The following is a 17,812-nucleotide window of genomic DNA, read 5'->3' as shown; positions in this document are numbered from 1 at the left end:
TGCCTAGTAGCGCCTCAAAACTGGCATTAAGGCGATATATACCATGCTATTTTCCATCTGCTTTAGATTTCCCATGTAAAGCGTACCCTAATAATGTAGGGGTTGAGCATGGGTATCCTTCCGTCCGCTTTCCTGTCGGACCGATCTGGCAATTTTGGCATCATGACGGCACTTATGGTCGTGCCGCTGGTCGGAGCGGCGGGCCTTGCGATCGATTTTTCCCATGCCTTGAGTCTCCGCAGTGAGCTTTACGCGGCGGCCGACGCCGCGGCGGTCGGCGCCGTCTCCCAGAAATCGAGCGCCGCCGCGGCCGCGACAAGCATGCTGCAGGACGGCACCGTTGCCGTCGGCCAGACCGAGGCGCACGACATCTTCTTCGGACAGATGTCCCCGGAACTTGCCGAACTCAACGTCGACACCAGCATAGACGTCACCAAGACCGCCAACAAACTGCATTCGCAGGTGACCTTCAAGGCAACGATGCCGACCTCGTTCATGCGTATCTTCGGCAAGGACAGCGTCGATATCAGCGGCACCGCGACGGCGGAATACCAGACCGCCTCCTTCATGGACTTCTACATCCTGCTCGACAACACGCCTTCGATGGGCGTCGGCGCCACGCCCGCCGATGTCACCAAGATGGTCAATCTCACCGCGAACAACAAATCGAACCCCTCATGCGCCTTCGCCTGCCACGAAAGCGGCGCCAACAAGGGCAAGGACTATTATACGCTTGCCAAGAAGAACAACGTCACCATGCGCATCGACGTGGTGCGACAGGCGACGCAGGCGCTGACCAAGACGGCCAAGGCCGATACGGACAACCAGTTCCGCATGGCCGTCTATACTTTCGGCGTGGCGGCGGAAACGGCGGGACTGACCGAGGTTGTGTCGTTGACGAGCGATCTCGACAAGGTGGGCAACAAGGTTTCCCAAAAGACGTTGAACCCGCAGCCCGGCGACAGCGAATATGTCCTGGACCTGATGACCATCCCCAAGCAGGGCTATAACGACGACACCCAGACGAGCTTCGACAATGCACTGACCCTGCTCAACAACAAGATCACCTCCGTCGGCTCGGGAACGAGTTCCGCCGACGCGCAGAAAATCGTCTTCTTCGTCTCCGACGGTGTCGGCGACAGCTACAAGGCGACGACCTGTACCGAACCAGTTACCGGCCAGCGCTGCCAGGAACCGATCGACGTCACCTTCTGCCAGAAGCTCAAGGACCGGGGAATCAAGATCGCCGTGCTTTACACCACCTACCTGCCGCTGCCGAGCAATGACTGGTATAATAGGTGGATCAAGCCGTTCCAGGCCAAGATCCCGACCCGCATGTCGGCCTGCGCCTCTCCCGGATTCTATTTCGAGGTAAGTCCGACCGACGGCATCACTGACGCGATGAACGCCCTTTTCCTCAAGGTCGTCCGCGCGCCGCGCCTGACCGGCTGACCTGACCGACTATCGGCGGCGCGGGCTTTATACTCGCGCGCCGTCCTTGATCCTGTAGCTCGGCGCATACATGGTCACCAGCTCTTCGGCGGCCGTCGGATGCAGCGCCATGGTGCGGTCGAAATCGTCCTTGGTGCAGCCGGCCTTCAGCGTGATGCCGAGGATCTGTGCCATCTCGCCGGCATCGTGGCCGAGAATATGGGCGCCGACGACCTTGCGGCTTGCTGCATCGACGATCAGTTTCATCATCATCTTTTCCGCCCGGCCGGACAATGTGGCCTTCAGCGGCCGGAACTGGGCACGATAGACTTCCAGCTCCTGGTAACGCTTGCCCGCCTCTTCCTCGGAAAGGCCGACCGTGCCGATCTCCGGCTGTGAGAAGACGGCGGTCGGAATCAGGTCGTAATCCGGTTTGGTCGGATTGTTCTTGTACTCGGTCTCGATGAAACACATAGCCTCGTGGATCGCGACCGGCGTCAGCTGTACCCGGTCGGTGACATCTCCGAGTGCATAGATGTTCTCGACATTTGTGCGCGAGTAATCGTCGACGATGACGGCGCCGCGCTCGTTCACCGCAATACCTGCCTTTTCCAGCCCCAGCCCTTTCGTATTCGGATCGCGGCCGAGCGCCAGCATAACGATACCGGCATTGAGCGTCTCGCCTTTCATCGTCTCGATGACGAGGCCATTTTCGCCTTTTGTCACCTTCTCCATTACATCCTGGCAGAGGATGCGGATGCCCTTGGCAACCATGGCTTCGTGCAGGCCGCGACGCAGGTCTTCGTCGAAGCGCGAAAGGATTTCGGTGCCGCGGTAAATCAGCGTCGTCTCGACACCGAGCCCGTGAAAGATATTGGCGAATTCGACGGCGATATAGCCGCCGCCGGCAATCAGGATGGATTTCGGCAGCTCTTCCAGATGGAAGGCCTCATTGGAGGAGATGCAGAGTTCGTGGCCGGGCAGTGCCTGATGCGGGTTCGGCCTGCCGCCGGTCGCAATCACGATAGTTTTGGCCGTCACCGTCTCGCCGGTCTTCAGGAGCTTGACCGTATGGGCATCGACAAGTTCGGCGCGGGTTTCAAGGATCTCGGCATTGGCGCCGGCAAGCCCCTTCTTGTAGAGCCCTTCGAGCCGCGCGATCTCATTGTCCTTGGCGGCCACCAGCTTCTTCCAGTCGAACGAGCTTTCGCCGACCGTCCAGCCGAAACCGGCCGCATCCTCGAAATGTTCGTGGAACTGCGAGGCATAGACGAAGAGCTTCTTCGGCACGCAGCCGCGGATCACGCAGGTGCCGCCGTAACGATATTCCTCGGCGATTGCCACCTTCTTGCCGAGCGAGGCCGCAACGCGCGCGCCGCGCACGCCCCCCGAACCGCCGCCGATGACGAAGAGGTCGTAGTCGTAGGAAGGCATGATGATCTCCGGAGGGAATCGCTGGATGGGTTTTCAACATATAGAGCAATTCCAGCAGAAGTGCGCAGCGGTTCTGCGTCCGGAATTGCGTGAGAACGAACAGATAAGGGCAGCGCCACAAAAACAAAAGCCCGGACGAAGCCGGGCTTTTGTCGAAATGAAGGATGGTCTTACTTCTTGGCAGGTGCCGGAGCAGCGGGGGCAGCCGGCGCTGCTGCCGGAGCCGGTGCAACCGGGCTTTCGGTTGCCGGTGGCGGAGCCTTGATGATCTTGGAAAGCTCGGCATTGCTCTGCTTTTCGAGGTCGCGGGAAATGCCCTGCGCCCAGATATCGGCAGCCTTGGCGGTTTCGCGCGAGGCAACCGGGCCGTCGCGCAGCAGCTTCTTGCCGATGTCGGAGTTGTAGAAATCGGCGATCGCCTTCAGCTCGTCGACCGTGAAGGCCTTGGCATAGGTCAGAGCTGCCTCCTTTTCGAGGTCGGCGCGGCGCGGTGCCAGAGCCAGCGCCTGCTTGTCGACGGTCGCAGTGATGACATCCTGGTAGTTCGGCGAGTCCTGGATGAGGCCGGCCTTCAGACGCTCGGCCAGACCCGGCAGGATATTGTCGTACTGGGTGGTTGCGCCGATGGCGTCCATGGCCGCACGGGCAGCCTTGAGCTGCTCTTCGGAAGCTTCCTGCGCTCTTGCGGCAGAGCCGAAGGCAAGCCCGGAAAGAACGATGGTCGCAGCGGCAAGACGGCCAAGACCTGCAATATTCATCATGAGTTTCTATGCTCCTGTTATCTGTTTGCCTGCAGCGTGCGGGCACCCGCAGGACCGGCAATGATCGCAAGCGCCGCCATGTTGATGAAAAGCCCGTGCTCCACGACACCGGGTATGGAATTCAGTTCCCTCGAAAGCGCCTCTGCATCAGGAATGCGGCCAAAAGATGCATCGATGATGTGATGGCCTCCGTCAGTGGTAAACTCTCCGTCACCGGACTGACGCAGCGTTAATTCGCCCGAGAGACCAAGGCGCGAGGCGGTTCTTTCGATCGCGATGCGCGTCGAAACGAGGCCGAATGGATTGACTTCGATCGGCAGCGCGAAGGCGCCGAGCGTATCGACCAACTTGCTTTCGTCGGCAATGACGATCATCCGTGTCGAGGCCGCAGCGACGATCTTTTCTCGCAGCAGCGCACCGCCGCCGCCCTTGATGAGCCGAAGCGCCGGATCGACCTCATCGGCACCGTCGATGGTGAGATCCAATTGCGGCAGTTCGTCCAGCGATTTCAGGGGAACGCCGAGCTCGACGCAGAGCCGCGCCGTGCGCTCGGACGTCGGAACGCCCTCGACCTTGAAACCGGCTGCCACCTTCTCGGCGAGCACACGGACGAATTCCTCCGCCGTGCTTCCCGTCCCGATTCCGAGGCGCATGCCGTATTCGACGTGGACAAGCGCGGCCTCGGCGGCCTTGATCTTCATTTCGCGGGCATCCATGCGCCGCCAGCTCCTGATGTTGCGTTGGATGTGCTGTTTACACGGCTCGTATTGCAAACGAAAGCCAAAATCATCGTCCTGCGATTGAAAGCCACGCGTTTCGGCTGCGACTTTTCTGTCTGATGTCCCGGCGTTGCTTTTCGTCAGTTCATCGCCTACTCCCTGAAGATCTTACCCCGCAAAGAGGCACTACCGTGACCCCTGCTCCCGAAAATGCCGGCCAAGCTCCTTCCGAGAATAAGGCACTCGTCGTCTTCGATCTCGACGGCACGCTGCTCGACACCCATGTCGATCTGGTCGAAAGCCTGAACTATACGATATCAGCGCTGAACCTCGAGCCTGTCACCTATGACGACCTCACCCATCTCGTCGGCCAGGGTGCTCGTGTGATGATCGAACGCGCCTGCAGACTTCAGGGCCACCCGCTGACATCAGAGGAGGTTCCTGATCTCGTCGAGCGTTTCGTCGCGCATTATAATGCGAACATGCCCGGCCATACCGAGCCCTATCCCGGCCTCATCGCCGCCATGGACCGGCTGAAGGCATCAGGCTACTTGCTCGCCGTCTGCACCAACAAGCTGGAAGGCCTTGCCGTCAGCCTGCTGGAGAAGCTCGGCCTGACACACTATTTCGAGGCGATCACCGGCGGAGATACGTTCGAACGCCGCAAGCCCGATGCGCGGCACCTGACCGGCACCATCGAGCGCGCCGGCGGCGATGTTGCCCGCTCGGTTATGATTGGGGATAGCATCAATGACATCGCGGTGGCAAAGAATGCCGCCGTGCCCTCCATCGCAGTGCCCTTCGGCTATTCGGATGTGCCGGTGTCGAGCCTCGATCCGGATGTGATCATTACGCACTATGATGAGCTGACGGTTGAGTTGGTGGACAGCTTGCTGCAGGGTTCCGCGGCGAAAGTTGCGGTCTGAGGGCTGATAATCTGGCCGAGGCGTTTGTGGGCGTGGCCCCCTCATCCGCCTGCAGGCACCTTCTCCCCGCTGGGTAGAAGGGATTTCGCCGTGATGCCTCGCCTATCTCTAAGCGTTCTCGTGGAAGCGAGCCGCGCGACTGGCTCCCCTTCTACCCAGCGGGGAGAAGGTGGCCCGAAGGGCCCGATGAGGGGGCCACACGCGCTGACCTCTCCTCTTATCTCTCGTAAAATGAAAACGGGCGGCCCGAAGACCGCCCGTTAAATCCTTACTTACGCCAAGCGTCAGATCTGCGCCCCGCGCGACTTCGTCGTTGCGTCAAACGCCTTGTCCACATAGGTATCGCGGCCATAAACGTCGTCGAAATATTCGATCACGCCGTCCTTGTTCGGCCAAGCGGTGAAATAGGACACATAGACCGGGATCTTCTGCGGCACCTTCACGGCATGGTTCTGACCGGTGGCGATCTGCTTGGCGACATCGTCGACCGTTGTCCCGAGAACGGCGGCCGCCATGGCGCGCGGATCGGAAAGGCGCACGCAGCCGTGACTCAGCGCACGCATGTCGCGCTTGAAGAAGCTCTTGGAGGGCGTGTCGTGCATGTAGATGGCGTGGCTATTCGGGAACAGGATCTTCAGTTCACCCAGAGCATTGTCGCCGCTCGGCGGCTGGCGCACCGAGATGTTCTGCGTCGAGCCGTACCAGTCGACGCTGGAGGACGGAACGGCACGGCCGCCGACTTCGACCTGATAGCCCATCTGGTCCAGATAGTTCGGATCGGAGCGCAGCTTCGGCAGCATCTCGTTGATGATGATCGACTGCGGCACGCCCCAGAACGGGTTGAACTCGACCGTTTCGATCTCGTCGTCGAAGAAATAGGTCTGGTTGTTCTTGCCGCCGACGACGGTACGCATCGCAAGCTGCTGCTTGGAGTCGTTATAGTAATAAGCCATGAAGGCCGGCTGGTTGATCATCACATAGCGCGGGCCGAGATCCTCAGGCAGCCAGCGCGCCTGCTCCATGGCAACAACGAGCTTGTCGATCTTGGAGCCGTTGCTGTCGCCGCCGGTCATGGTGCGCACGGTTGCCTGGCCGATCACGCCATCCGGCTTCAGGCCATGTTCTTTCTGGAAGTCCTCGACCAGTGACACGATCTCAGGCGAATAGTCGCTGCTGCCGGCATAAGCCGAGAAGGTGGCCGCATGCGCGGTCTTCAGCTCTTCCGAACCGTGCTTCTGGATCGCCTTGACGATGTTGGCCACTTCCGGCGAGCTGTCGCCCGGGCGCAGCAGGGAATCGAGCGAAATGGTGATCCGCTCTTCATTGCCGCCGTCGGCTGCGCGCAGCTTGGCAAGCTCGGCCTTCAGCGCCAGGAACTGCGTGCCGTCGGGGTTGCGGCTGGAAAGATAGGCAGCAACGTCAGGGCTCATGCGGGACAGCTTCAGCACGGGATCGAGCTTCACGACCTTACGCTGGAAATCATGGTAGCCGGACAGCTTGTTGGGGTCGACGCGGCCGCGCGTCGTGTCCTGCACATAGGCCAGAACCTTGGAGGAAAGCGCGAGCTCGAACTGCGTCAGTGCCCGGTCGCGAGCGTCCGGGTCCGGATTGGCCGGATCGAGCCTCGGCTCGGAGACGGCATAATCGGCCGGGTCGAGGCCGACGCTTGCCGCATCGGCGAGCACGCTGAGGGCCGCCTTGCCGCGCTCATTGACGCCCTCGCCGGATACCCAGACGAGCGGATTCTTGCCGTCGCCGTAATAGGCCTGCAGGGCCTTGGCGACATCGGCATTGGCGCGAACCTTGGCTTCCGTCAGGAAGTGGCGCTGCGGAGCGCCGTCGGTCGTGGTAGCACCCGAGACGTCGGCGACCGCACCGGTCACGACAGGATCGGCAAACTTCGTCGTATCGACGAGCAGCAAGGCTTCAGTCTTGTAGGTGTAATAGCGCGGGCTGGAGACCTTCGGCAGTGCGGCTTCCGGATCGATATCGCCGCCAAGACCACCATTGCGATTGCCACGGATAGGCGCCGAGGGATCCATGATGATCGTGCTCTGGCCGCTTCTTGCCCGGTCGCCGCGCAGCATGTCCATCAGCGTATAGGCATGCGCAGGAACCGCGCCCATCACGCAGGAAAATGCCAATGCGGAAACCGCGCTTTTCAAAACGAACTTCATCTTTTTTCCAGTCCCAGTACCATGCTGTTGTCGAGCAAAAAGGCTCAGATCAATTCTTCCAGAATTCCCGGCAGCCGCGGCCCATTCATCAGAAACCGGCCTGCGCCGCCAGCGCTTTCAGGCTCAACTTTGTGTGACGGGGTCGAACGCAGCGCCGCGCAGTAGTTCACACAAAATTATGAAATTATTAGTTAATTTTTTACCGAATTTTCCTGTCCGAGAAAGGGCGCTTTCTGTCGCTTTTCGCATTAATTTCCCGGCGTGGCCGAAAAAACACGCTGACTGGCGATGCAAAACATGAGAACCGTCTTCAATATTTCGCATTGCGTCCGGTTTTCTTGGCAAGCGTTCCACCCTATAAGTCCCTCATCTTCAAAGACTGCCCTCAACAGCATGTGACAGGAAGGCACGAAGCCATGAGTTCCACCCGCACCGAAACCGATACATTTGGCCCGATCGAAGTCGCCAGCGACCGCTATTGGGGCGCGCAGGCGCAGCGTTCTCTCGGCAACTTCAAGATCGGCTGGGAAAAGCAGCCGCTCTCGATCGTGCGTGCGCTCGGCATCGTCAAGCAGGCGGCAGCGCGGGCCAACATGGCGCTCGGCCAGCTCGATTCCAACATCGGCAAACCTATCGTGGATGCCGCCCAGGAAGTGATCGACGGCAAGCTGAACGACCATTTTCCGCTGGTCGTCTGGCAGACCGGTTCCGGCACGCAGTCCAACATGAACGCCAATGAAGTGATCTCCAATCGTGCGATAGAAATGCTCGGTGGCGTCATGGGTTCCAAGAAGCCGGTACACCCGAACGACCACGTCAACATGAGCCAGTCGTCGAACGACACCTACCCGACGGCCATGCATATCGCCTGCGCCGAACAGATCGCCCATCACCTGCTGCCGTCGCTGAAGCACCTACATGCCGCCCTCGACATGAAGGTCACCGAGTTCAGCCACATCATCAAGATCGGCCGCACGCATACGCAGGATGCGACGCCACTCACGTTGGGCCAGGAATTCTCGGGCTATGCCGCACAGGTGGGCTCGGCCATCAAGCGCATCGAGATGACCCTGCCCGGCCTCTGTGAACTCGCCCAGGGTGGCACTGCCGTCGGCACCGGCCTCAATGCGCCCATCGGTTTTGCCGAAAAGGTAGCCGAAGAGATCGCCGCCATCACCGGCATGCCCTTCGTGACCGCGCCGAACAAGTTCGAGGCGCTCGCCTCGCATGATTCCATGGTCTTCGCCCACGGCGCGATCAATGCGGCAGCCGCCGCCCTCTTCAAGATCGCCAACGACATCCGCCTGCTCGGCTCCGGCCCGCGCGCCGGCCTCGGCGAACTGGCGCTGCCGGAAAACGAGCCTGGCTCGTCGATCATGCCCGGCAAGGTGAACCCCACCCAATGCGAAGCCCTGACGCAGGTTTGCATCCACGTCTTCGGCAACCATGCCGCGCTGACCTTCGCCGACAGCCAGGGCCATTTCGAGCTCAACGTCTACAATCCGATGATGGCCTATAACTTCCTGCAGTCGGTCCAACTGCTCGGCGACGCCGCCGTCTCCTTCACCGACAATTGCGTCGTCGGCATCGAAGCCCGCGAGGACAATATCAAGGCCGGCCTCGAACGCTCGCTGATGCTCGTAACCGCCCTTGCGCCGAAGATCGGCTACGACGCCGCCGCCAAGATCGCCAAGACGGCGCATAAAAACGGCACGACGCTGAAGGAAGAAGCCTTGGCGAGCGGGCTGGTGACGTCTGAGGAATATGACGCGATCGTTCGTCCGGAGACAATGATCAGCCCGAAGTGAGCTGATAAGGCGTGACTGTCGAAGGCTGGCCGTGTGCCGGCCTTTTTGCTTTTTACGACGGATGCGGCCGCAGAGGTTTGGCGCCTCACCTTTCTTGATCAGGAGCGGAAGCGCCGCGGCACTTTCGCCGCCAATCCCCCATCCTTCCCAATTGATTTTGCCCCCAGCCAGATTTAGACCGGTTCCAATCTATCCCACCAGAAAGGTCACTTCATTGGCTGACGATCTCTTCCCTCTCGGCGCCGACACCACCCCTTACCGCAAGATCAGCAGCGATTACGTCTCTGTCGATACGTTCAAGGGCCAGGAGATTCTGACCGTCGATCCCGAGGGCATCCGCCTTCTCGCAGAAACCGCCTTTGCTGACATCAATCATCTGCTGCGCCCCGGCCATCTGAAGCAGCTCGCCGCGATCCTCGACGACCCGGAAGCGACCGACAACGACCGCTTCGTCGCCTATGACCTGCTGAAGAACGCCAATATCGCCGCAGGCGGCGTGCTGCCGATGTGCCAGGATACCGGCACGGCGATCATCATGGGCAAGAAGGGCCGTCGCGTCTGGACAGAGGGCGGCGATACGGCTGCCCTTTCGAAGGGTGTGCTCGACGCCTACGAAAAGAAGAACCTGCGCTACTCGCAGCTCGCGCCCATCAAGATGTTCGAGGAAAAGAACACCAAGAACAATCTGCCGGCGCAGATCGATATCTATGAGGAAGGCACAGACTCTTACGACTTCCTCTTCGTCGCCAAGGGCGGCGGCTCGGCCAACAAGACCTTCCTCTTCCAGGGCACGCCCTCGCTCCTGTCGCATGACCGCATGCTAGACTTCCTCAAGGAGAAGATCCTGACGCTGGGTACGGCAGCCTGTCCCCCCTACCATCTGGCGATCGTCATCGGCGGTACCTCGGCGGAAATGAACCTGAAGACCGTCAAGCTCGCCTCTACCCGCTATCTCGACGAGTTGCCGACCGAAGGCTCCGAAAACGGCCACGCCTTCCGCGATCTCGAGATGGAGAAGGAAATCCACAAACTGACCCAGAGCCTCGGCGTCGGCGCCCAGTTCGGCGGCAAGTATTTCTGTCATGACGTGCGTGTCATCCGCCTGCCCCGCCACGGCGCCTCGCTGCCGATCGGCCTCGGCGTCTCCTGTTCCGCCGACCGCCAGGCCAAGGGTAAGATCACCCGCGACGGCATCTTCATCGAGCAGCTGGAGACCGATCCGTCCAAGTACATGCCTGATATCGACGAGGCCAAGCTTTCCGAATCCGTTGTGCGCATCGATCTGAACAAGCCGATGGCCGATATTCTCGCCGAGCTTTCGAAGCATCCGGTCAAGACGCGCCTGTCTCTCTCGGGCACGATCATCGTTGCCCGCGACCTTGCACATGCCAAGATCCGCGAGCGGTTGGAAAAGGGCGAAGGCATGCCCGACTATATGAAGAACCACCCGGTCTATTATGCCGGCCCGGCCAAGACCCCTGCCGGTTACGCCTCCGGCTCGTTCGGCCCGACGACGGCAGGCCGCATGGATTCCTATGTCGACCAGTTCCAGTCCTTCGGCGGCTCGATGGTGATGCTCGCCAAGGGCAACCGTTCGCGCGCCGTGCGCGAAGCCTGCAAGAAGCATCAGGGCTTCTATCTCGGCTCGATCGGCGGCCCGGCCGCCCGCCTGGCGCAGGACTGCATCCGCAAGGTCGATGTACTGGAATATCCGGAACTCGGCATGGAAGCCGTCTGGAAGATCGAAGTGGAAGACTTCCCGGCCTTCATCGTCATCGACGACAAGGGCAACGACTTCTTCCAGGAACTGAACCTGGGGTGACGAATGCCGGCGCGGGCTGAATGAGGGCGCGCACGGCAAGCCCTCAAAAGCGAACGCTCTACCGCACCGAAGCTGTCTCAGACGTATCGATATTGGCCGCTGCCGGTTTCTCCATGGCGGCGATATCGGATGCGTTGAGAATATCCCCCGCCTTCACGCTGGCGAGGATATCGGTGCTGAAGATGCCGTTGAAGAAGCCGCTCTGCTGCAACAGGAAAGCGCCGCCGGCGAGAATGGCGAGCGCGAGAATGGTGGGCGAAGTATGACGAGACGACTGCATGATCTCATGCCTTCGACGATGGACCGCGATCCGGTCCCCGTACATCAGGTTTCCTGAGATAAAATCTGTCATTTCGCCCTGCCCGCCAGTAGATTAGAGAACAGACACCGACCGTCAACAAAACAAAAACAATCCCTAAAAAGAGAAAACAACTGAACTTTTTTGGGGCACCTCGCGCATAAGAGGTGTCTCTTTCGCAGTCGAACTTACAAAATCCTGAGAAAAATCATAGGGCTGATCATAGTATTGATGCCCATCAAACTTATCGTATGTAATCTTTGGTATATGTCGCTTTAATCTTTTCCCAAGAAATCTAAGCTAACAAGTAGAAGATTGCTTAAGAATTGGATGAGGAGTTGCCGGATGAATACGGCCGTTGCGCCCAAGGTGCAGGTTCCCGATGTGGCAGGTCAGATCACCTATGCCATGCGCTCCATGGGCGTTGCGCCAATTCCTCGCAATTACGAACTCTTCTATGAGGCCTATATCGGCTCCAATCCGGCGCTCACCCGCGACCTTGCCGCCCTCGGCAGCCAGGCGACGCAGGCGGAGATCGATGCGCTCGGCGCCCAGCACTGCGCCCACACGGCGCCAGCCAGGATCTTCGATGATGCGCATAGCCGCATCGCCGGCGAACTGGAGGGCCTGCTGAGGGTGCTGCGCCAGGAGCAGACATCGCTTGAAAGCTATAACCGGCTGCTCAACGAGACCTGCAAGCGCATCAATTCCAAGAGCACGAGCAGCGCCGACCTCATCGAAAACGCTATCGAACTTCTGACCCAGGCGACCGGCGATACGATCTCCCACGGCGAAAAGACCGTCGAAGACATGGTTCAGCGCTCGCAGGAGATGGATGAGGTCCGCAAGGAACTTGATGAATACAAGCGCATCGCCAATACGGACTCGCTGACGCGCCTGTCCAACCGCCGCGCCTTCGACGACCGGCTGGCCGCCGTCTTCAATAATCCGGCGCTGCGCCCGGTCACGGCGTTGCTGCTTGCCGACATCGACAATTTCAAGAAGATCAATGACACCTATGGTCACCCGGTCGGTGACAAGGTTCTGGCGACGGTCGCGTCCGTCATCCGCACCAATGTACGCCGCGACGTCTTCGTCGCCCGCACCGGCGGCGAGGAATTCGCCCTCATCATCGACGGCAACACGCTGGACGAAGTGACTGCCATCGCCGAGCGCATTCGCCGAACGCTGGAGTCCACCCCCTTCAAGAATTCCCGCACCCGCGTCAATTATGGCCCGGTCACCGTCTCCATCGGCATCTGCATGGCCTCGCACGCCGGCGATGCCGGTGAGCTCTATTCCAAGAGCGATATCGCCCTCTACAGCGCCAAGAACGCCGGCCGCAACTGCACCGTCGTCTATGAGGAGGGCATGCAGAAGGAATTCACCAAGAGCTGGCTGATCTATAAATCCTGATATCGAGGGCCGTCCGCCCCCTCACACTACCTCGATCCGGAAATCCGTGCCTTCCCAGCGCTGTATATCCGTCCAGAAGATCGTGAAGTCGACACTGGCGGGGCCGAGCGTCCGCGTCGGCAGGTCGAAGACATGCATGCCGAAGCCGGTGTCGCGGCACGGGCTGTCGGTGGCGCTTGTCCAGCCGTCGGTGGACCAGCGTACGCGCGCGGGTGACGGCAGTTCGATGCGCAGCTCACGGCCCGCCGGAATCTGGTCGCGCCGGGCCGTCAGCCGCCAGGAAAACGGCGCCGGCGCCGGCTTGGCTGCGACATAGCGGGCAAAAGTCTGTGGCGGCCTGTCGAAGATCACGCCGTCGCGCAGCGACCGCAGCAGCTTGATATGTTCGGCATGCGCCCAGACCAGCGGCATGGCGCTGCCGGAGGGGCGGCCGAGGAAAAGCTCGCGTTCCGGCACGTCCTCGCTGTCCCAGATCTGCTCGGGCAAGAGCCCGCCCTGGCTCGCCGAGGCTTCGAGCGCGGCGAGCATGCGCCGCGCTTCGTCCGCACGTCCGGCGGCCAGTTCGTAATGAGCGCGCTCGCCTGTCAGCAGCGGCCAGAGCCTGCCGACACCGCTGCCGGCAAAGGGCGCGCCGCCAATGCGCTCGCCATAGCCGTCGTCATTGTAGCGATACCAGTAGGGACCGGCCGGAAGGTCGCGGCGCAATTGCGCATCGATCGCCGCGACCGTGCCGATGATGCGCGGATCGTCGGCGGCCCTCAGGCCAAAGCGCACCAGCGCCAGCGCATCCGGGCTGATCAGCAGGTCCGCTTCCAGCACCTCCTCGCCATCGTCGCGATTGCGGATCGGAATGAAGTCGCGCCTCAGTGACAGGCTGCCATCCGTGGCCGAGGCGATGCGCACGTAATAGCCCTCGATGCCGAGGCTGCGCGACAGGTCCGTATCGCTGGCGTAGGTCCATTCCTCGATGCGCTCGTTCCAGCCATCGGCCACCTCGCGCAGATAGCGCGCCGCATCCAGCCGCCCGGCGGCTTCCACCGCATCGGCAGCTGCAAGCAGACCGGCAATTTCGACGGCGAGCGTGAAGGGCGAGTAGCCGGCATCTTCCTCCCAGCGGTCCTCCTGCGTAGCAGGACCATTCCGAACGATGTAGCCCGCTGCCGCCTCGATCATGGGCAGATAGCGGCTGGCCTCCGAGGCGCTGACCGCGCCCGATCGCAGCAGCATGTCGTAGAGCAGGATCGGAAAGGCCGTCTCGTCCATCTGGATGCCGTACCAGTAGGGCCTTCCATCGAGCCATGCATTCTGCACCCAATGGCCGTCCGCCTCCTGGATGACAGCGAGATAGTCGAGCACGGAGCGCGCGTCAGCGGTAGCGCCTGCGGCAAGCAGGCCGCCCGCCGTCTCCACCAGGTCGCGCGTCCAGACCAGGTGATAACCGCCAAGGTCGTCGTCGCTCTTGCTGAAACCCCAGGGGATGGAAAGGCTGGCGATGATGGCACCCGAGGCATCGTCGCGATGGGTGGCGAGCACGCCGGTACTGACGCGGTAGCGGTTCAGTTTATCAGGATCATGCGGCTCGTCCAACGCAAGCAGGCCGGCCTGCCACTCCCGCCAGCCGCTGCGATAGTGCTTCAGCGCCGGCTCGGCGCCCTGCTCCAGGCTGAGAAGGGTGCGCAAGGCTGCCTCCTCCGGCTGCGTGCCGAAGCCGATGGCGATCAGCGCCCTTCCCTGCTGAGCTTGGGCCTCGCCTGCCTGGATGTCGAGCGTGCCTGACAGCGCGACATTGCCTGAGGTGGCACGGCAATATTCCTGCCTCAGCCCCTGGCCGCGCGACAATGTCTGCCAGCCGTCGGAAAAGCCGACATAGCCCACTGAGCGGGCAAGCCAGGGCACCGACGCAGCAACCGCAAGCGCCCGCCCGGAGCCTTCGGCAAACAGCATCGGCCTGCGCTTGAAATCGGCATACCAGCCGGTGTTGTCGCCGCCGCCATTGACGAGATGCGGGGCGATCAGCGCGTGCAGCCGGTAGTCGGAGAGAGTACCCGTCAATGCCTCGAAGCGGATGTCCTGCAGCACCACTTCGCGTTCCGGGTCCGAAAAGATGGTCTTGGTGATGCGATAGCGGCCGTCGCGGGCGGTATTGACGAGGCGGAAGGCCGGAACGCCGTCTTCGATCGCCTGCACGCTGTGATCGGCATCCCGCTTTTCCTCGGAGAAATAGTTCTCCGCCGTGACGATGAAGCCGAAATCGCGCACGCAGGCCATATCGAGCCGTGGTGCGTAGATCTCGTTGAGGATGCCATGGCTCGCCGTGAACCAGACGCAGCTCGCCGAATTGACTGATGTACCGACCGCGCTCTTGTCGCTCGAGGTCCAGCGGGGTTCGATGCCCGGCGCCCCAGGCGGCACGACGGAACCGGGTGGCGATGTCGGAAAGGCCAAGTGCAGTTCCTCCGCTCAGGCTGTGCTCCTCATCGAGCGCGACATCCTGTGACGAAATTCAGTGATCCGCAATATACCGCCCTTGACAGTTGCCGCTGATCTTGCGCCGGATAGGATCGCGCGGGGAGCTGAAGCGGGCGTTGCCCGGGAGGAGCGTCAGGCATGGCTGACATGACGGAAGCATCTGAAGCAAAACAGACAAGCGAGCGCAGCAAGCCGAAAGCGGCGGTATCTGCCAGCCGCATCGTGCTCGCCGTCGATATCGGCGGCTCGCATGTGAAAGCGGAACTCAGCAGCGGCAGCGAGCGACGCTCGGTTGTTTCAGGGTCCAAGATGACGGCGGCCAGGATGGTGGACGCACTCGGCGATCTCACCGCCGACTGGCACTATGACCTCGTCGCCATGGGTTATCCCGGCCCTGTCGCCGCTCATCGCCCGGCGGCCGATCCGTTCAACCTCGGGCCGGGATGGAAGGGTTTCGATTTCGAGACAGCCCTCGGCAAGCCCGTGCGCATGGTCAACGACGCGCTGATGCAGGCGATCGGCAGCTACGAGGCCGGCCGCATGCTCTTCCTCGGCCTCGGCACCGGTCTCGGCTCGGCCATGATCGCCGAAAACGTCTGCATGCCGCTCGAACTGGCGCACATGCCCTACAAGAAGGCGACATTCGAAGATTATGTCGGCGAACGCGGCCTGGAAGGCCGCGGCAAAGGCAGATGGCGAAAGTCCGTCTTCGACGTCGCCGATCGCCTGAGTGCCGCCCTGCTGCCCGATTACATCGTCATCGGCGGCGGCAATGTCGAACGCCTCAAGGAATTGCCGCCGAATTGTCGGCGCGGCAACAACGACAACGCCTTCCGCGGCGGTTTCCGGATCTGGCTGGATGAAAGCCTGCGGCTGTGAGCGGCACCCGAACGGGCAAGCCTGACGGCCACATTGGGCCGGAAGCTGATCACCGACCTGGTCGAACTCCAAACCAGCTTCGGCTCTGCCCATCCGATAAGACAGCGGCTGGCCGGTGTCACTGGTCGTTGACCACGAGGCAGGCCATCGCGTGCTGCTCCCCGGCGAAACCACGCCTCGTTCCAGCCGTCAAGCGGAAAGCTGCAGCAGGATCGCACTTGCTGCCATCAGCAGCACGACGATCCATGGCGGCGCCTTCCAGACGACCAGCAGAAGGAAGCCGGACAGGGCAAGGGCAAAATCGGTCGATGTGAGGACCGCGCTTGTCCATACCGGATTGTAGAGGGCCGCACCCAGCACGCCGACCACGGCTGCGTTTGCTCCACGCATGGCCGCCTGCGCCAGCGGATAGGTGCTGAGCCTGTCCCAGAAAGGCAAGGTGCCGAGCAGCAGCAGAAAGCCGGGCAGAAAGATAGCGATCAGAGAGATGGCTGCGCCCGCGACACCGTTGGGAGACGGCCCCATCACGGCTCCGAGATAGGCCGAAAACGTAAAGAGCGGACCGGGGACCGCCTGTGCAACGCCGTAACCGGCGAGAAACGCGTTTTCCGAAACCCAGCCCGACCGCACGACCTCTGTCTCGAGCAGCGGCAGGACGACATGTCCGCCACCGAACACCAGCGCACCCGAGCGATAGAAGGCATCGAAAAGGCGCAACCCCTGCGAATCCACGATGGACGCGATGAGCGGCAATCCGAACAGCAGGAGCAGGAACGCCAGCAGGCAGATGACGCCTGCAGAGCGCGATATTCCGAACGAGAAACTTGTCCGCTGTTCGACCGCGGCCCCGCGGCAAAGGACGAGCCCTGAAACGGCACCCAGCACGATGGCTGCGAGCTGGCCGAACGTCCCTCCTGCTATCACCATGAAAATCGCGGCCAGCGCGATGCCGCCGCGCGGCCTGTCGGGTGTCAGCGATCGTGCCATGCCCCAGACGGCTTGTGCCACGACCGCCACGGCGACGAGCTTCAATCCATGCAGCAGGCCCTGCCCGGCGGGATTGTCGAGCGCGGTGGCGGCAGTCGCGAAGATGAGGAGGATCAGGGCAGACGGAAGCGTGAATGCGCTCCACGCCGCAAACGCCCCCAGCGGCCCGCCACGCAACAGGCCCATGGCAAAGCCGACTTGGCTCGATGCGGGACCGGGAAGAAACTGACAGAGGGCGACGAGATCGGCATAGCCCTTCTCGTCGATCCATCTGCGCCGCGTCACGAGCTCGTCGCGGAAATAGCCGAGATGCGCGATCGGTCCGCCGAACGACGTGAGGCCAAGCTTCAGGAAGGCGCCGAAAACCTCCGCAGGCGTACCTGCCGATGGAACGGCCGTCTTTTCCTCAGTCATTTCCGTTACATCCACGCCGATATCCCCCATTGTGCCGATCCATATCCTCATCATCAATGACAGCACGATGACAACAGGTGATTTTCGATGTCAGTCGAATAAGCCGTTGCAGATCTTGTGGCGGTACGGATCAGGCAGCCTGACGGATCCGCGTTCGTGCGGGCAGCGTCATCGCGAGGACACCAGCCATGACGCAGGCAAGACCAAGGCCTGCCGTGGATGACAGCGTTTCGCCGAGGAAGACGATACCGATCGCGGCGAATGCTTCGAT

General features: G+C 61.4%; 13 protein-coding genes and 1 pseudogene. 6 read left to right on the top strand and 8 right to left on the bottom strand.

The genetic code is table 11. From position 1 onward, the window contains the following. The first annotated feature begins 108 nt into the window (after positions 1 to 108). On the top strand, positions 109 to 1,452 hold the full coding sequence (locus tag FHT87_RS20230; RefSeq protein ID WP_183804576.1) for a pilus assembly protein TadG-related protein: 1,344 nt from the start codon (positions 109 to 111) through the stop codon (positions 1,450 to 1,452). A 27-nt stretch (positions 1,453 to 1,479) separates the two neighbouring features. Here FHT87_RS20230 and gor read toward each other — a convergent pair whose 3' ends face one another. The 3 genes from gor to rpiA form a co-directional block, all read right to left on the bottom strand. Continuing rightward, positions 1,480 to 2,865, bottom strand: a complete 1,386-nt coding sequence (gene gor, locus FHT87_RS20225) for a glutathione-disulfide reductase (protein WP_183804575.1) — start codon at positions 2,863 to 2,865, stop codon at positions 1,480 to 1,482. 170 nt (positions 2,866 to 3,035) lie between these two features. Then, on the bottom strand, positions 3,036 to 3,626 hold the full coding sequence (locus tag FHT87_RS20220; protein ID WP_183734867.1) for a DUF2059 domain-containing protein: 591 nt from the start codon (positions 3,624 to 3,626) through the stop codon (positions 3,036 to 3,038). A gap of 17 nt (positions 3,627 to 3,643) precedes the next feature. After that, complete coding sequence (gene rpiA, locus FHT87_RS20215; RefSeq protein WP_183804574.1) at positions 3,644 to 4,342, bottom strand: ribose-5-phosphate isomerase RpiA; 699 nt, start codon at positions 4,340 to 4,342, stop codon at positions 3,644 to 3,646. A 194-nt stretch (positions 4,343 to 4,536) separates the two neighbouring features. Between rpiA and FHT87_RS20210 the strand changes: the two genes are divergently transcribed. Continuing rightward, positions 4,537 to 5,271 carry an HAD family hydrolase gene (locus tag FHT87_RS20210; protein WP_348647649.1) on the top strand — a complete coding sequence of 245 codons (735 nt, stop codon included), beginning with the start codon at positions 4,537 to 4,539 and terminating at the stop codon, positions 5,269 to 5,271. A 284-nt stretch (positions 5,272 to 5,555) separates the two neighbouring features. Here the strand turns inward: FHT87_RS20210 and FHT87_RS20205 are convergent, their stop codons facing one another. Beyond that, positions 5,556 to 7,448, bottom strand: a complete 1,893-nt coding sequence (locus FHT87_RS20205; protein WP_183804573.1) for a murein L,D-transpeptidase — start codon at positions 7,446 to 7,448, stop codon at positions 5,556 to 5,558. Positions 7,449 to 7,864: 416 nt separating this feature from the next. On the opposite strand from FHT87_RS20205, the gene fumC reads away from it, so the two are divergent. Together fumC and FHT87_RS20195 are read left to right on the top strand one after the other, a co-directional pair. After that, positions 7,865 to 9,256, top strand: a complete 1,392-nt coding sequence (gene fumC / locus FHT87_RS20200) for a class II fumarate hydratase (protein ID WP_183804572.1) — start codon at positions 7,865 to 7,867, stop codon at positions 9,254 to 9,256. A 187-nt stretch (positions 9,257 to 9,443) separates the two neighbouring features. Then, positions 9,444 to 11,078 carry a fumarate hydratase gene (locus FHT87_RS20195; protein WP_348647653.1) on the top strand — a complete coding sequence of 545 codons (1,635 nt, stop codon included), beginning with the start codon at positions 9,444 to 9,446 and terminating at the stop codon, positions 11,076 to 11,078. A 58-nt stretch (positions 11,079 to 11,136) separates the two neighbouring features. Here FHT87_RS20195 and FHT87_RS20190 read toward each other — a convergent pair whose 3' ends face one another. Continuing rightward, positions 11,137 to 11,358 (bottom strand): hypothetical protein, encoded by a 222-nt coding sequence (locus tag FHT87_RS20190; protein WP_183734861.1) that lies wholly within the window; start codon positions 11,356 to 11,358, stop codon positions 11,137 to 11,139. Between the two features lie 363 nt (positions 11,359 to 11,721). Between FHT87_RS20190 and FHT87_RS20185 the strand changes: the two genes are divergently transcribed. Continuing rightward, positions 11,722 to 12,792 carry a GGDEF domain-containing protein gene (locus FHT87_RS20185; RefSeq protein ID WP_183804569.1) on the top strand — a complete coding sequence of 357 codons (1,071 nt, stop codon included), beginning with the start codon at positions 11,722 to 11,724 and terminating at the stop codon, positions 12,790 to 12,792. A 21-nt stretch (positions 12,793 to 12,813) separates the two neighbouring features. Here FHT87_RS20185 and FHT87_RS20180 read toward each other — a convergent pair whose 3' ends face one another. Next, a complete protein-coding gene (locus FHT87_RS20180) occupies positions 12,814 to 15,237 on the bottom strand; it encodes a glucan 1,4-alpha-glucosidase (RefSeq protein WP_183804556.1) in 2,424 nt (807 codons plus the stop codon). 162 nt (positions 15,238 to 15,399) lie between these two features. On the opposite strand from FHT87_RS20180, the gene FHT87_RS20175 reads away from it, so the two are divergent. Continuing rightward, positions 15,400 to 16,140, top strand: a complete 741-nt coding sequence (locus tag FHT87_RS20175; protein ID WP_246698198.1) for an ROK family protein — start codon at positions 15,400 to 15,402, stop codon at positions 16,138 to 16,140. A 189-nt stretch (positions 16,141 to 16,329) separates the two neighbouring features. On the opposite strand, the gene chrA is transcribed toward FHT87_RS20175, so the two are convergent. After that, positions 16,330 to 17,541: a chromate efflux transporter gene (gene chrA, locus FHT87_RS20170; protein WP_183804553.1), complete on the bottom strand. Its 1,212-nt coding sequence runs from the start codon at positions 17,539 to 17,541 to the stop codon at positions 16,330 to 16,332. Positions 17,542 to 17,671: 130 nt separating this feature from the next. After that, positions 17,672 to 17,797: pseudogene (locus FHT87_RS20165) on the bottom strand (EamA/RhaT family transporter); the annotation flags it as partial. Positions 17,798 to 17,812 lie beyond the last annotated feature (15 nt).

It is taken from the genome of Rhizobium sp. BK316, assembly GCF_014193695.1.
Classification (GTDB): Bacteria; Pseudomonadota; Alphaproteobacteria; order Rhizobiales; family Rhizobiaceae; genus Rhizobium.
This window is presented reverse-complemented; position numbering and strand designations above follow the sequence as displayed.

Bases quoted from the DNA above. Each gene is read 5' to 3' on its own strand.
- FHT87_RS20230 (WP_183804576.1), top strand. From the start codon at position 109: ATGGGTATCCTTCCGTCCGCTTTCCTGTCGGACCGATCTGGCAATTTT.
- gor (WP_183804575.1), bottom strand. From the start codon at position 2,865: ATGCCTTCCTACGACTACGACCTCTTCGTCATCGGCGGCGGTTCGGGG.
- FHT87_RS20220 (WP_183734867.1), bottom strand. From the start codon at position 3,626: ATGATGAATATTGCAGGTCTTGGCCGTCTTGCCGCTGCGACCATCGTT.
- rpiA (WP_183804574.1), bottom strand. From the start codon at position 4,342: ATGGATGCCCGCGAAATGAAGATCAAGGCCGCCGAGGCCGCGCTTGTC.
- FHT87_RS20205 (WP_183804573.1), bottom strand. From the start codon at position 7,448: ATGAAGTTCGTTTTGAAAAGCGCGGTTTCCGCATTGGCATTTTCCTGC.
- fumC (WP_183804572.1), top strand. From the start codon at position 7,865: ATGAGTTCCACCCGCACCGAAACCGATACATTTGGCCCGATCGAAGTC.
- FHT87_RS20190 (WP_183734861.1), bottom strand. From the start codon at position 11,358: ATGCAGTCGTCTCGTCATACTTCGCCCACCATTCTCGCGCTCGCCATT.
- FHT87_RS20185 (WP_183804569.1), top strand. From the start codon at position 11,722: ATGAATACGGCCGTTGCGCCCAAGGTGCAGGTTCCCGATGTGGCAGGT.
- FHT87_RS20175 (WP_246698198.1), top strand. From the start codon at position 15,400: ATGGCTGACATGACGGAAGCATCTGAAGCAAAACAGACAAGCGAGCGC.
- chrA (WP_183804553.1), bottom strand. From the start codon at position 17,541: ATGACTGAGGAAAAGACGGCCGTTCCATCGGCAGGTACGCCTGCGGAG.